Genomic DNA, 13,922 nt, shown 5'->3' with positions numbered 1-13,922 from the left:
CCGCCACCCACCCCTCCGGCCGCCCCACCAACCCCCGCCCTCACACCACCCCCCAAACCCGCTCCCGTGAAACGTCTCAGGGGCCATCCGAAGATAGCCCCTGAGCTGCGAAAATATCCGACATCACTGTCGGGACGACAGGATTTGAACCTGCGACCCCTTGACCCCCAGTCAAGTGCGCTACCAAGCTGCGCCACGTCCCGATGCGTGGCCTCGATGGGGAGAATCCCCGGTCGGCCGCGCAAGAGAAGATTACCCCACTCCGAGCGGCGCGAAGACGCGCCCTGTCCGCGCGACAATCGGCGTATGAAGGAGAACAGGCGGGATCGTGACGAGGAGGGGCGGGCGCGGAGTGCGCGGCCTCGCGATGGGCTGGGGCGGCCGTTGGCGTATGAGGTTCCGGGGGTGGAGCGGGGGCCCGAGGGGGTGGTGCGTACGCCCGGGGAGACGCTTCGGGAAGCGCAGCGGCTGCTGGACGCGGGGATGCCGTTCCATGCGCACGAGGTGTTCGAGGACGCGTGGAAGTCGGGGCCCGACGTGGAGCGGACGCTGTGGAAGGGGATGGCTCAGCTCGCCGTCGGGCTGACGCACGCCGCCCGGGGTAACGCGACCGGCGGGGCGCGGCTGCTGTTGCGTGGCGCGGGGGCGATCGCCGCGTACCCGAATCCGTACGGTGTCGATGTGGCCGGACTGATCGCCTGGGCCCGGGAGTTGGCGGCGCGGGTGGAGCGCGGGGAAGAGGTGGACGCGGCCCGCGAGGCTCCTCGGCTGGTGCCGCTCACTCACTGAGCAGGATGACTTCGAGGGTGCGCGGGCCGTGTACGCCCTCCACGCGGTCGAGTTCGATGTCGCTGGTCGCGGACGGTCCTGAGATCCAGGTCAGCGGGCGGGTGGGGTCGAGCCTGGGCATGGCCTGCGGTACGGAACCGACCACCTGGTCAGCGATGCGTACGACACAGATGTGATGGTCGGGCACGAGTGTGATGCGGCGCCTTCCCTGGTCGGGGGCGGCGTCGAGAACGAGTGTGCCGGTCTCCGCGATGGCCAGGGCGCAGCCGGTGATCACGCTGTCCACGACATCGAGCTCCCGGGCGGTGGCGTGGGGATCGTCCTCGACCCTGATCAGATCGGTGCCCACGGAAGCGAGGGCGGAGAGCCAGCGCGCCGGGAGCAGTGGGGGGACGAGGACGGTACGGGCGCCCCGTTCCGCCAGGAGGCGCGCGATGAGCGCGGGGAGCCCGTCGCTGTCCGTCCGGTGGACGAGCGCGCGGTAGTCGGTGAGGTTCTCGGCGAGCAGGTCGATGACGCGTGCGTCGGGGGTGTGCGTGTCCAGGTAGTCGCGCGCGGCTTCCGGGGCGTCGGGGGCGTCCGCGACGGCGGCGCGGATCCGGGCGAGGATCCGCTCCCGGGATCCGGGGCCGGGGAGAGGGTCGGGGAGGGGGTCGGGGCCGGGTCGCGAGGTCGCGGCTGCGCCGGTGCTCATGTCCCTGTGTCCTTACGGTCGTGAGGGCTGTTGTGGTCGTCGTGGTGCTTCTTCCACCAGTCACGGAACGACTCCGGCGGCAGCGCGGGCAGCTCGCGCGAGTCGGTCCACGCCCCCGTCCCGGGAAGCTTCGAGGGATGGAGCCGGCGCGTCTTCGACGCGGCCCGCTCCCCCGCCGCCAGCACGCGCGGATGGTCGAACACCCAGCCCGCCGCCTTCATCGCGGCCTTCTCCAGCCGATGTCCCTTGCCTCCCTGGTCCGCGACCCGCTCGCGGAGATGGACCAGCACCTCGGGGATGTCGATGGCGACGGGACACACGTCGTAGCAGGCGCCGCAGAGCGAGGAGGCGTAGGGCAGCGACGCGTCGATCTCGCTCTGGGTGCCCCGGAGTTGGGGGCTGAGGATCGCCCCGATCGGGCCCGGGTAGACGGAGCCGTACGCGTGCCCGCCGGCCCGCTCGTACACCGGGCAGACATTGAGACAGGCCGAGCAGCGGATACAGCGCAGCGCCTGTCGGCCGACCTCGTCGGCGAGGGTGTCCGTACGACCGTTGTCCAGCAGCACCAGATGGAAGGTGCTCGGTCCGTCCGCGTCATGGGTGCCGGTCCACATGCTGGTGTACGGATTCATCCGCTCCGCCGTCGAGGAGCGCGGCAGCGTCTGGAGGAAGACCTCCAGATCCCGCCAGCTCGGCACCACCTTCTCGATGCCCACCACGGAGATCAGTGTCTCGGGAAGCGTCAGACACATCCGTCCGTTGCCCTCCGATTCGAAGACCACGAGCGTGCCGGTCTCGGCGACCATGAAGTTCGCCCCCGAGATACCGACCTTGGCGCGCAGGAACTTCTCCCGCAGATGCAGCCGCGCGGCCTCGGCGAGTTCGCCGGGGGTGTCGGAGAGGCCGTCGGGCGCCGGCCGGCCCCAGGCGCCCATCCGGTCCCGGAAGATGTCCCGGATCTCGCCGCGGTTGCGGTGGATCGCCGGGACGAGGATGTGGGAGGGCCGATCATGGCCGAGCTGGACGATCAGCTCGGCCAGGTCGGTCTCGTACGCGGAGATGCCCTCGGCCTCCAGCGCCTCGTTGAGCCCGATCTCCTGGGTGGCCATGGACTTGACCTTGACGACTTCGGTCTCGCCGGTGGCCTTCACCAGCTCCGCGACGATGCGGTTCGCCTCCTCGGCGTCGGCCGCCCAGTGCACCACCCCGCCCGCCGCCGTGACCGACTCCTCCAGCCGCAGCAGATAGCGGTCCAGATGGCGCAGCGTATGGTCCTTGATCCGCCTGCCCGCTTCCCGCAGCAGCGCCCAGTCGTCCAGCTCCGCCACGGCCTTGGCGCGCTTGTCGCGGATGGTGTGGGTGGCGTGCCGCAGATTGCCGCGCAGGGTCTCATTGCCGACCGCCTCCTTCGCCGCCACCGGAAACGCCGGCATCCCCAGATACGTACCGCTCATGACCAGGGCTCCTCTTCCGTCGACGCCAGGATCTCCGCGAGATGTACGGGACGCAGTGGGGCACCCTCCCTGCGCACGATCCCGCCGATGTGCATCAGACAGGAATTGTCCGCGCCACAGAGCACCTCGGCCCCGGTGGAGACCGCGTTGCTCACCTTGTCCTGCCCCATCGCGGCCGAAACATCGGAGTTCTTCACCGCGAAGGTGCCGCCGAAGCCACAGCACTCGTCCGCGCCGGGCAGTTCCCGCAGCTCCAGTCCCCGAACCGACTCCAGCAGCTTGCGCGGCCGCTCCCCCAGGCCCAGCAGCCGCAGGCCGTGACAGGAGGGGTGGTAGGTGACGGTGTGCGGGAAGTGCGCCCCCACATCCGTCACGCCCACCACGTCGACCAGGAACTCGGTCAGCTCGTACGTCCGCGCGGCGAGCGAGGCCGCCGCCTCGTCGCCGATCCTGGGGTAGTGGTGGCGGACCATGGCGGCGCAGGACCCGGACGGCGTCACCACATAGTCGTATCCCTCGAAGGCCCGGGTCATCCGCCGAACCAGCGGCTCGGTCTCCCGCCGGTAGCCCGTATTGAACTGGGGCTGGCCGCAGCAGGTCTGCGCGTCGGGAAAGTCGACGTCGACGCCCAGACGTTCCAGGAGCCGTACGGTCGCGATGCCGGTGGCCGGATAGACGGCGTCGTTGACACAGGTGACGAAGAGGGCGGCGCGCATGGGCGGAGCATATGTCCGCCGCGAGGGTGCGCGGAAGTCCTTCGCAGCGAGTGACGGTTCATCAGACATCCGATGGATATGACCTTCCTCCGGGCGGTATCGGGGCGGCCGAGGAACATACGGCAGACTCGGCGGTGTGCGAAAGATCTATGTCATCGGTATCGGCGCGGGCGACCCCGACCAGCTGACCGTCCAGGCCGTCAAGGCTCTCCAGCGCGTGGACGTCTTCTTCCTGCTCGACAAGGGCGCCGAGAAGTCGGATCTGATCGGGCTCCGGCACGAGATCCTGCGCCGCCATGCCGGGGAGTCCTCGGGCGGCCGGGGCTATCGGCTGGTCGAGATCCGCGACCCGGAACGGGAGGGGACGGCCGACAGCGCCGGATACCCCGGAACCGTCGACGACTGGCGGAGCCGGCGCGCCGCCCTCTGCGAACGCGCGATCGCCGATGAGCTGAGCGGCGGCGAGGACCCTGACGGGACCGGGGACCCCGTCGGGACCGGGGACCTGGACGGGACCGGGGACCGCGGCAGGGGCAGGACCGGGGCGTTCCTCGTCTGGGGCGACCCCTCCCTCTACGACTCGACGCTCGCCGTCCTGGAAGAGATCCTGGCGCGCGGCTCGGTCCGGTTCGAGTACGAGGTGATCCCCGGCATCAGCAGCGTCTCCGCGCTGGCCGCGAGGCATCGCGTCGGACTGACCCGGGTGGGCCGTCCCGTACAGATCACCACCGGCCGCCGGCTCGCCGAGGGCTGGCCGGACGGCGCGGACGATGTCGTGGTGATGCTGGACGCGCACCAGTCCTTCCGCCACCATCTGGCGGCCGATCCCGTCATTCACTGGGGCGCCTATGTGGGGACCGAGGACGAGATCCTGGTCTCCGGCCGACTCTCCGAAGTGGCCGACCGGATCAGGGAGTTGCGGTCCGAAGCGCGCGCCCGCAAGGGATGGATCATGGACACGTATCTGCTGCGCCGGGACTGAGGCCCGCCAGGGCCGCTCCGAAACGTTCAAGGACACGCCCCCTCGGCTTCCTCTCGGCTCCTCTTGGGCTCCGGCTCCACTTGGGCTCCGGCTCCACCTGGGCTCCGGCTCCACCTGGGCTCCGGCTCTCCTTGGGCTCCGGCTCCTCTTGGGCTCCGGCTCTCCTTGGGCTCCGCCGTCAGCCGCGCCCCACGAAGTCCCAGGTCCCCTGCCCCGCCCGATAGACCACGAAGCCCGGTTCCGTACGGAGATACTCCGTTCCGCCCGGCGCCTTCACCTGCTCCGGGCGCTCGGCCGGTACATGGATCTCCGCCGCCGCGCCGACCGGCACCCGCACCGAGAGCCGCAGATCAGGGCCTATCGCGGACCAGGCCACCGAGGCCGTGCCACGTACGGTACGGATCGAGGTACGTGCCCAGGTGACTCCGGTCCGGCCGTCGGGCCGTACGGTGAAGGTGCGGTAGCCCCCGTCCCCGGGACGCAGGCCGGCCACGTTCTCGTACAGCCACTGGACGACCGTCCCCTGGAAGTAGTGGTCGCGCGAGCGCGAGTCCACGGGCCACATCTCCCACATGGTGTCGGCGCCGTTGTCGAACCAGTAGCCCCAACTCGGGTACGTACGCTGGGTGGCGATGGCGTGCGCGACCTCGGGGCGGCCGTGGGCGCACAGGACGCGCAGCAGCACGCTCGTGCCCAGTGCGCCGGTGTTGAGGTGGTCGCCGCGCGTCTTGATATCGGCGACGAGACTGTCGAGCACCGACGCGCGGGCGCCGCTCGGGACCAGACCGAAGGCGAGCGGCAGCGCGTTGGAGGTCTGCCGGTAGCCGGGGTCCTTCGCGGTCCGGTAATGGCCGGACGCGGGGTCGAGGAAGGTGGCGTTGAAGGCGTCCTTCAGCCCGGCGGCGGCCGTACGGTAGCGGTCCCCGACCTCGCCGTGGCCCAGCGGTTCGGCCAGCTCGGCCGTCTGGGTCAGCGCGCGGTGCAGATACGCCGTCGCGGTGAGGCGGGTGTCCTCGGGCGGGTTGCCGCCATATCCCGGTGGCAGATAGTCACCGAGCGCGGTGATGGCGAGACCGTCCACCAGCCGGTCCAACTCCCAGTCCAGATAACGGGTCAGGGTGGTCCAGTGCGCGCGCGCCACCCGGTCGTCACCGTAGATCCGGTACATCTCCCTTATCAGGAACGGGTATACGGTCGTCCACTCCGGGGAGGGCCCGAGATCGCCGTAGCCCCAGCCGCCGCTCGGCACGATCACCGGCAGCTGGCCTTCGGCGTTCTGACTGTCCGCCAGGTCGTCCAGCCATTTCGCCAGGAAGCGATGGACTCCGAAGGCGTACGCCATGATGGGCGCCCCGAGCTGGGCGTCCCCGGTCCAGCCGTTCTTCTCGTACATGGGGGTGTCGGTGGGTATGCCGTGCAGATTGTTGAGCAGGGTGCGGCGCATCGCCCGGTCGAGCTGCTCGTAGAAGGGCTCCGAGCAGTCGAAGGAGCTGACCTCGGTCACCTTCGTATGGACGACCCGGCCGAGCACATCGGCAGGCCGTGGGCGGCTCGGCAATCCGCTGATCTGGACATAGCGGAAGCCCTTGTACGAGAAGGAGGGCTCCCAGACCTCGGTCCCGCCGCCCGCGCAGATGTACTCGTCGCGCTGGAAGCGTCCCGGCACATGACCGGTCTCCGCGTGCACACTGCCGTCCGCCTTGAGTTTCTCGCCATGGACGAGCTGGACGAGGGTGCCCGCCGGGGCCCGTACGCTCAGCCGGGTCCAGCCCGCCGTTGTCCGGCCCATGTCGACGACATACACGCCGGGGCGCGGCTCCGTGATCGCGGTGGGGGTCAGAGTCTCGATGATCTCGATCGGGTCGTGCGGCTGTGCGCGCAGGGTGCCCTTGGGCGCGGTCTGGGGATTCGGGGAGCGCCAGGAGCTGTCGTCGAAGCCGGGCATCGTCCAGCCCTTGGGGGCCAGCCGGGCATCGTAGGTCTCCCCCGCGTAGAGGGAGTTGGTGAGCGTGGGGCCTTCGGTGATCCGCCAGTCGGTGTCGGAGACGACGGTGGTGCGGGAACCGTCGGGGTGCTCGGCCTCCAGCCGGCACAGGAGCCGGGGTTCGCCGTGCCAGGGCGGCTGGTGCCAGTTCCAGACGTTGGGGGTGGTCATGCCGTAGAAGCCACGGCCCAGGGTCACACCGATCGCGTTGTCACCGCGTCGCAGCAGTGAGGTCACATCGTGGACGGCGTACATCACGGTCTCGTCGTAGTCGGTGAAGGCCGGGTCGAGCACCTGGCTGCCCACTCGCTTCCCGTTCAACTCGGCCGTGTAGTAGGCGAGTCCGCTGATGTAGAGCCGGGCGCGGCTGACCGGCCCGGACACGGTGAACTCGCGGCGCAGCAGGGGCGCGGGCGCCTCGGGCGCCGGGATCGAGACTCCGCTTCCCCATGGGCCCTGGCCGTAGGGGGCCAGTACGGCCGCCGGGGCCCAGTCGCCGTCGTCGAAGTCCGGCTGCTCCCAGCCCTGTCGCCCGGTGTCCGCGGCGCGCCAGCCGGGGCCGGTGACCAGCTCGTGCCTGGCGCCCTGGGCGGTTTCGACGAGCAGCCGTACGAGCAGTCCCGCCGGGTTGACTGAGACCGCGCCGCGGTTGGTCGCGAGGGCGGCGAGGACGATCCGGCCGTCGGCGGCCGACCGTACGGCCTCGGTGATCTCGGCCGTGTGTCCGGTGCGCCAGCCGTCCACCCGCTCGGGCGCGTGGAGCGTCTGCCTGCCGTTGAGATGGAGGGTGAAGTCGTCGTCCGCCGTGGCGAGGAGTGTGGCCCGTGCGATGTCCTCGCCCCTGGCGCCGGGCGGGAGTTCGAGGCCGCCGCGGAACCATCTGGGGCCCACGGGGGCGTTGCCGGTGGTCGCCCCCTCGGTCCAGATCCAGGACGCGCCATCGAAGCCGGGCGGCGGTGGCGCCTGGTCGGCGCCTATCCAGCGCGCCCGCCACGGCTCGGCGCCGAGCGCGGTCTCCCACCAGCCCGCCGTGCTCCACGGTGAGACGTGTCCCTCGGCGTCCCAGACACGGACCTGCCAGTGGCAGCGGGTACGGGGTGGCAGTTGTGGGCCCGCGTAGGGCACGGCGACGCTCCGGTCGGAGGCCACGCGGCCGGTGTCCCAGAGGAGTCGGTGGCCGGACGTAAGCGCGCGCGGATCGGTCGCGGCCCGGATCTGATAGGCGCTCTGGCGGGCGTCCCTGGCGCCCTCTTCGCCGCTCAGTTCCCAGGACAGCAGCGGGGCCGCGGCATCGGTGCCGAGGAGCCGCTCGGTGTATTCGACCGTGGCGGTGGTGACATGGAGCCGGCCCTGCCGCCCGCCCGTTCCCGGCGAGCCGCCGGACGGCGCGGCCGCGGCGGGGGTGGCGGCGGCGAGCCCCGCGATCCCCATCCCGGCGCCCGCCACGGAGGTGTGCAGAAGACCTCGGCGTGTCCAGCCCATGCCCATCGCGGCTCCCTTGAATTGAAACGTTTCATGTCCCTGTCGGGCATCGTAGGGCCGACCGCGTCCGCGCTACAAGAGGTGTGCGCGGGGCGCCCGGCACGGCGCCTTCGCGACCTGTCGGCACCCGGCCTCACCCCTTCCGCCCCAGCCCCTCCACCGGATCTGTCGGGCCGCGAGCAGGTCGTGGATTTTTGCGTGTACCTCTGAAATTTGCGCGGATTCATAGACTTCTTGTAAGGCAACTTCTAACCTTTTCGCGTCCGCAGAGTCCCCACGAGCCGCAAGGACGTATGTCTGTGACACTCCCCACCGGACCCCCACGAGCCCGCCTGCTCCGGCGCGGCATCGCCGCATCCATATCCCTCGCACTCACCGTGGCCGGGACGGCCGCGGCGGTGGTGCTCTCCACCGCTCCCACCGCGCAGGCGGCGGCGGTACCCGCCCCCTCACCCATCAATGTCCCCGGCCGCGGCGCCACGGTGCCGTTCAAGGAGCAGGAAGCCGAGTACGCCGCCACCAACGGCTCCCTGATCGGCCCCAACCGCCTTTACGGCACGCTGCCTTCGGAAGCCTCGGGCCGACAGGCCGTGACACTCGACGCGGTCGGTGAGTATGTGGAGTTCACTCTCACCGCACCGGCGAACGCGATGTCGTTCCGCTACTCGCTGCCGGACAACGCGGCGGGTACCGGCCGGGACGCGACCATCGATCTACGGATCAACGGCACCTCCCTCAAGAGCGTGCCGGTGACCTCCAAGTACGGTTGGTACTACGGCGGTTACCCGTTCAACAACAACCCGGGTGACACCAACCCGCACCACTTCTACGACGAGACCCGCACCATGTTCGGGTCGACACTGCCGACCGGTACGAAGGTCCGGCTCCAGGTCTCCTCGACCGCCGCGTCGCCCACGTTCACGATCGATCTCGCCGACTTCGAGCAGGTGGCCGCGCCGATCGGAAAGCCCTCTGGCGCGCTCGACGTGGTGAGCGACTTCGGCGCGGACCCGAGCGGCGCCGCCGACTCGACGGCCAAGATCCAGGCGGCGGTCGACGCGGGACGTACGCAGGGCAGGGAGGTCTATGTCCCGCAGGGCACCTTCCAGGTGCGCGACCACATCATCGTCGACAAGGTGACCCTGCGTGGCGCGGGTCCCTGGTACAGCGTGCTGACCGGACGTGATCCGTCCGACCGCAGCAAGGCCGTCGGTGTCTACGGCAAATACGCCAACGCGGGCGGCAGCAGCAATGTCACCCTCAAGGACTTCGCCATCATGGGCGACATCCGTGAGCGTGTGGACAACGACCAGGTCAACGCCATCGGCGGCGCCATGTCCAACTCGGTCGTCGACAACGTCTGGATGCAGCACACCAAGTGCGGCGCCTGGATGGACGGTCCGATGGACAACTTCACCATCAAGAACAGCCGCATCCTCGACCAGACCGCGGACGGCGTCAACTTCCACATAGGTGTCACCAACTCCACGGTCACCAACACCTTTGTGCGCAACACCGGTGACGACGGACTGGCCATGTGGGCCGAGAACATCCCGAACGTGAAGAACAAGTTCACGTTCAACACCGTGATCCTGCCGATCCTGGCGAACAACATCGTCACGTACGGCGGCAGGGACATCACCATCTCCGACAACGTCATGTCGGACACCATCACCAACGGCGGCGGGCTGCACATCGCCAACCGCTATCCGGGCGTCAACTCCGGTCAGGGCACGGCGGTCTCCGGGACCACCACCGCCGCGCGCAACACCCTGATCCGGGCCGGAAACAATGACTACAACTGGCGCTTCGGCGTCGGGGCGATCTGGTTCAGCGGTCTCAACGAACCGATCAACGCCACCATCAACATCACCGACAGCGAGGTCCTGGACAGCTCCTACGCCGCGATCCATCTGATCGAGGGCGCGACGAACGGGCTGCACTTCAACAACGTCCGGATCGACGGCGCCGGAACGTACGCGCTCCAGATCCAGGCTCCGGGCACGGCCTCCTTCACCAATGTGACCGCCACCCATATCGCGCAGTCCAACCCGATCCACAACTGTGTGGGCAGCGGCTTCCAGATCGCCCAGGGCGCCGGGAACTCGGGCTGGTACGCCAATCCGCCCGCGTGCACCGGCACTTGGCCCGACCCGGTGTGGACCAACGGCGGTGTGCCCGGCGGACCCACCGACCCGCCGACGGATCCGCCCACCGATCCGCCGACGGACCCGGGCAATCTCGCTCTCGGCCGTCCGGTCACGGAGTCCGGCCATGCCGATGTGTACGGCGCGGCCAACGCGGTCGACGGCAACGCCACAACGTACTGGGAGAGCACCAACAACGCGTTCCCGGGGACCATCACCGTGGACCTCGGCGCGTCGAAGGCGGTCAAGCGGGTGGTGCTGAAACTGCCTCCGGCGTCGGCGTGGACGACCCGCACCCAGACGCTCAGTGTGTCGGGGAGCACCGACAACTCCTCGTACAGCACGCTCAAGGCGTCGGCGGGCTATACCTTCAACCCGGCGAGCGGTAATACCGCGACGGTCGCCCTGGACGGGACCCCGATCCGCTATCTGCGGCTGACGGTCACGGGCAACACCGGCTGGCCGGCCGCCCAGCTCTCCGAACTGGAGGCCTACACCAGCTGAGCCAGGAACAGAACACACGGAACGCCCGGCCGGGAGACCCAGCCGGGCGTTCTCGCGCGCGGGCTCCGGTCAGGAGCCTCCCGCCCGACCATCGCCGTCCGGGCCATCGATGTCGTACGTGTTCAGCCGCCCGCACATGCCGAACCTGCCGTGGTGCGCCGGGATTCGGGCGTGCAGGCGCGCCTCGGCCAGATGCGCGGCGTCACCGGCGGCCAGCCGGTCGAGCTGGGCTCCGGTCTGCCGGGCCGCCTCGGCAGCGCCGGCCTCCCAGCGCGCCCGCCACTCGGACACCCGGGGCCGCACGAGCGCGGCGGCCGACCGCTGGAAGTCGAGCAGAGGCCGCTGGTCGCCCGCCTCCCACGCGGTACGCAGCACCATGAATCCCTCGATCGCCAGATCACGCCGGCGGCGCGCGGCGGCGGCCTGCTCGGGCTCCGGCGCGTCCGGGATGCGTACGGCCCGCGCGTAGGTGTCCGGGTCGGTGAGGTAGGGGGGTGGCAGGGTCAGTACGGCGTCCCCTGCCTCGGGCAGACCGTTGTTCTGCATCAGGACGACGATCCGCAGCCCGTCCTCGTTGACGAGCCGGTGGATGGTGCCGGGGGTGAACCACACCAGCGCCCCCGGCGCCAGCGGTGTGGTGTCGAGGCCCGTGGGACTGAGCGTCTGTACGGAGCCCCGGCCCTCGGTCACCACATACGCCTCGGAACAGGTGAGATGCAGATGCGGAGTACCACCGCTCGCTCCGTCGGCGGACTCCCAGTCGTACACGCTCAGATGCGAGACCGCGACCGCCCCCGGGAGTCCGGCGAACCCGGCCGCCGGGCTCACCACGACTGCCGCTCAAGGTACGTGGCGATGTCCTCGCGCTCCCAGCCGCCGTCGGCCACGATCACCCGCCAGCGCCGGGTCAGTGTGTCGCCCGGCTGGAGGACCAGTTCCTCGAAGAAGGCCCAGGAGGGAGCGACCGCCGCGAACGGTTCGCTGCGTACGAACCAGTGCGCGGGGTGCTGTCCGCCCGACCCGGTGTGATCGTTCTCCGGCGCGTGCGCGAAGACAAGAGTGGCCTGGCCGTCGATGCCGTCGAACTCACCGCTGTACGCGACCCATGGGGCCTGGCTGCCCATCAGCTCCTCCCCCGCCAGCTCGGGGCCGATCAGCCGCCCGCTCCGGAAAGCACGCGGTCCGCGCCAGAAGAGACCGGTGTAGCCGGCCATCTCGCGCCCCGCGGTGGTGGGACTGCCGAGGCGCAGTGGCTCGTCCCGCCGGTTGGTGATGGCGGCGGACCAGGTCAGCGTCCACGCGCCGGCCTCGGTGTCGACGTCGTGGACTTCGATACGGCGGGACTCGTCGGCCCACGCGTCGCCGTCGTGGTTGCGCCACACCAGCCGCTCGGCGATGACGGCGCGCCCCGAGTCGGCCGTTACCTCGTCGAAGCCCTCGTGACTCATCGAGCCGACGCGCTCCGGCAGCGGGCGGTAACCCTCGCCGTGCACATACGTGTTGCCGCCCCACAGGTTCTGTCCCGACAGATGGGAGGCGGTGAGCTGGAGGCCCTTGTGCCAGCGGTGGTCATGGGGGCGGTAGTCGGTGACCACACCGCCGGACAGCGTGCGCAGCGGATGCATATACGGCTTGGGGGCCTCCCATGCCGCCTCGGGCCGGTAGACATACCGGATCAGGGTGACTCCACCGAAGCGCAGATCGATGCGGTCACCGTGTGTGTGGGCCAGCCGCAGTCCTGGCGCGGTGATGTCCGCCACCGTGACAGGCGCGTCCAACGTGTCCGGCGTTCCTGAGATGGTCATACGGGGATCTCCGTGATGGGGACGGGGCGCGATGGTGCCCAGCCGGGGGCTCCGCCGTGCAGGGCCGTGTGGAAGGGGTCGCCAGGACCGATCTCGCCGGCCCTGACGGTCGTGTCGGTGAACGCCGACTTGTACAGCGCGCTGATCAGTTCGAGGCTGGTGCGGCCGTCGGCCCCACTGGCGCGCGGCCGGCGTCCCGCCCGTAGGTCGGCGACGAGCGAACGGAGCTGGGCCAGATGCGAGCTGGGTACGTCCTCGCCCGGATCACGCCAGCGGGCCAATTCCCCGGCGTCCACATCGGGGGCCGGGGTGATCCGCCAGTCGTCATTGGTGTAGCCGTAGAGATGCGTCAGTTCGACGGTCGCGCGCTCGCAGTCGATACGGATACGGCTCACCTCGTCGGGGCTGAGCACGCTGTTGACGACGGTGGCCAGCGCGCCGTTCTCGAAACGTACGAGCGCCGTGGACACATCCTCGGTCTCGACGTCGTGCACCAGCCGGCCCGCCATGGCGCGTACCTCGGTCCAGGGCCCGAGCAGTTCGAGCAGCAGATCCATCTGGTGGATGCCGTGGCCCATCGCCGGGCCGCCGCCCTCGCCGGCCCAGTTGCCACGCCACGGCACGGCGTAGTAAGCGGTGTCGCGATACCAGGTGGTCTGGCAGTGGGCGACCAGCGGACGGCCCAGCGCCCGGCCGGCGATCAGGGAGCGCATGTGCCGGGCCCCGGAGCCGAACCGGTGCTGGAAGACGATCGAGGCGTACGGTCCACCGCCGCCCGCGCCCGCCGCGGACATCTCCCCCGCCGCCGGGGAGTTCTCCGCCGCTGCCGCCTGCCGCTCGGCCGCCTCGATGGCGTCGAACTCGGCGAGCGAGGGGCACGGCGGCTTCTCGCACCACACCCAGGCGCCGGCGAGCAGCGCGGCCACGGTCTGCTCGCGGTGGAAGACCGGGGGCGTACAGATGGAGACCAGGTCGGGGCGCTGTTCGTGGAGCATGCGGTCGAGATCGGTGTAGGGACGCGGAACGCCGCCGTCGGCGCAGAACGCCCGTACGGCCTCCTCGTCGATGTCGAAGGCGGCGACGATCTCGATGTCGTCGCGCAGAGCGCGCAGGGCCGGGAGATGCGCTCCCCTGGCGATCCCTCCCGTGCCGATGACGGCGGCGCGGATCCGCCGGTCTGTCAGGTTGCGCGGAGACGTCGCGAACACTCCCTTTCGCACTCCTGGAACTCGCAGCGGCCAGCAAGCGCTGACAGCAAGCGCGGTTGCCGAGCACCGATGGCGAGCACCGATAGCAAGCGCTTTCCAGCAGAAACGTAGGATGGGCCCCCGGCGATGTCAACGGGTGGGATCGGGCCGGGCGGGT

At 70.2% G+C, this 13,922-nt stretch carries 10 protein-coding genes and 1 tRNA gene; 3 read left to right on the top strand and 8 right to left on the bottom strand.

Annotation, left to right across the window (positions count from 1 at the left end; translation table 11 throughout):
- Positions 1-129: 129 nt before the first annotated feature.
- Positions 130-203 (bottom strand) — tRNA-Pro (locus ABTZ59_RS31655).
- 103 nt (positions 204-306) lie between these two features.
- Here ABTZ59_RS31655 and ABTZ59_RS31650 point away from each other — a divergent pair.
- Positions 307-789, top strand: coding sequence for a DUF309 domain-containing protein (locus ABTZ59_RS31650; RefSeq protein ID WP_351421143.1), 483 nt, complete (start codon positions 307-309; stop codon positions 787-789).
- Here the strand turns inward: ABTZ59_RS31650 and ABTZ59_RS31645 are convergent.
- Genes ABTZ59_RS31645 through ABTZ59_RS31635 form a run of 3 tightly spaced genes read right to left on the bottom strand, consistent with a single transcriptional unit; the run spans position 779 to position 3,653 of the window.
- A complete protein-coding gene (locus tag ABTZ59_RS31645; protein ID WP_351421140.1) occupies positions 779-1,483 on the bottom strand; it encodes a LutC/YkgG family protein in 705 nt (234 codons plus the stop codon). The genes ABTZ59_RS31650 and ABTZ59_RS31645 overlap by 11 nt on opposite strands.
- On the bottom strand, positions 1,480-2,937 hold the full coding sequence (locus ABTZ59_RS31640; RefSeq protein WP_351421136.1) for a LutB/LldF family L-lactate oxidation iron-sulfur protein: 1,458 nt from the start codon (positions 2,935-2,937) through the stop codon (positions 1,480-1,482). Before ABTZ59_RS31640 ends, ABTZ59_RS31645 begins: the two co-directional genes overlap by 4 nt.
- On the bottom strand, positions 2,934-3,653 hold the full coding sequence (locus tag ABTZ59_RS31635) for a (Fe-S)-binding protein (protein WP_351421131.1): 720 nt from the start codon (positions 3,651-3,653) through the stop codon (positions 2,934-2,936). Before ABTZ59_RS31635 ends, ABTZ59_RS31640 begins: the two co-directional genes overlap by 4 nt.
- 136 nt (positions 3,654-3,789) lie before the next feature.
- Between ABTZ59_RS31635 and cobF the strand changes: the two genes are divergently transcribed.
- Positions 3,790-4,635: a precorrin-6A synthase (deacetylating) gene (cobF, locus tag ABTZ59_RS31630; RefSeq protein WP_351421128.1), complete on the top strand. Its 846-nt coding sequence runs from the start codon at positions 3,790-3,792 to the stop codon at positions 4,633-4,635.
- A 178-nt stretch (positions 4,636-4,813) separates the two neighbouring features.
- Here cobF and ABTZ59_RS31625 read toward each other — a convergent pair whose 3' ends face one another.
- Positions 4,814-8,101, bottom strand: coding sequence for a family 78 glycoside hydrolase catalytic domain (locus tag ABTZ59_RS31625; RefSeq protein WP_351421124.1), 3,288 nt, complete (start codon positions 8,099-8,101; stop codon positions 4,814-4,816).
- A 293-nt stretch (positions 8,102-8,394) separates the two neighbouring features.
- On the opposite strand from ABTZ59_RS31625, the gene ABTZ59_RS31620 reads away from it, so the two are divergent.
- The gene (locus ABTZ59_RS31620; RefSeq protein ID WP_351421118.1) at positions 8,395-10,752 is read left to right on the top strand and encodes a galactose-binding domain-containing protein; all 2,358 of its coding nucleotides are present in this window, start codon (positions 8,395-8,397) and stop codon (positions 10,750-10,752) included.
- 69 nt (positions 10,753-10,821) lie between these two features.
- Here the strand turns inward: ABTZ59_RS31620 and ABTZ59_RS31615 are convergent, their stop codons facing one another.
- The 3 genes from ABTZ59_RS31615 to ABTZ59_RS31605 are packed head-to-tail and all read right to left on the bottom strand — an operon-like array spanning position 10,822 to position 13,765.
- Positions 10,822-11,583, bottom strand: a complete 762-nt coding sequence (locus tag ABTZ59_RS31615) for a cupin domain-containing protein (protein ID WP_351421113.1) — start codon at positions 11,581-11,583, stop codon at positions 10,822-10,824.
- On the bottom strand, positions 11,577-12,557 hold the full coding sequence (locus tag ABTZ59_RS31610; protein WP_351421110.1) for a DUF6807 domain-containing protein: 981 nt from the start codon (positions 12,555-12,557) through the stop codon (positions 11,577-11,579). Before ABTZ59_RS31610 ends, ABTZ59_RS31615 begins: the two co-directional genes overlap by 7 nt.
- Complete coding sequence (locus ABTZ59_RS31605; protein WP_351421106.1) at positions 12,554-13,765, bottom strand: Gfo/Idh/MocA family protein; 1,212 nt, start codon at positions 13,763-13,765, stop codon at positions 12,554-12,556. The genes ABTZ59_RS31610 and ABTZ59_RS31605 overlap by 4 nt, the downstream gene beginning before the upstream one ends.
- Positions 13,766-13,922: the final 157 nt, after the last annotated feature.

This window comes from Streptomyces sp. NPDC094034 (assembly GCF_040303865.1).
GTDB lineage: Bacteria > Actinomycetota > Actinomycetes > Streptomycetales > Streptomycetaceae > Streptomyces.
Note: the sequence above shows the minus strand (reverse complement) of the source record. Positions and strands in the feature narration are given on the sequence as shown.

What these genes read in the sequence shown, in the direction of transcription:
- ABTZ59_RS31635 (WP_351421131.1), bottom strand. Translation starts at nt 3,653, where the DNA reads ATGCGCGCCGCCCTCTTCGTCACCTGTGTCAACGACGCCGTCTATCCG.
- ABTZ59_RS31650 (WP_351421143.1), top strand. Translation starts at nt 307, where the DNA reads ATGAAGGAGAACAGGCGGGATCGTGACGAGGAGGGGCGGGCGCGGAGT.
- ABTZ59_RS31625 (WP_351421124.1), bottom strand. Translation starts at nt 8,101, where the DNA reads ATGGGCTGGACACGCCGAGGTCTTCTGCACACCTCCGTGGCGGGCGCC.
- ABTZ59_RS31620 (WP_351421118.1), top strand. Translation starts at nt 8,395, where the DNA reads ATGTCTGTGACACTCCCCACCGGACCCCCACGAGCCCGCCTGCTCCGG.
- ABTZ59_RS31610 (WP_351421110.1), bottom strand. Translation starts at nt 12,557, where the DNA reads ATGACCATCTCAGGAACGCCGGACACGTTGGACGCGCCTGTCACGGTG.
- ABTZ59_RS31640 (WP_351421136.1), bottom strand. Translation starts at nt 2,937, where the DNA reads ATGAGCGGTACGTATCTGGGGATGCCGGCGTTTCCGGTGGCGGCGAAG.
- ABTZ59_RS31645 (WP_351421140.1), bottom strand. Translation starts at nt 1,483, where the DNA reads ATGAGCACCGGCGCAGCCGCGACCTCGCGACCCGGCCCCGACCCCCTC.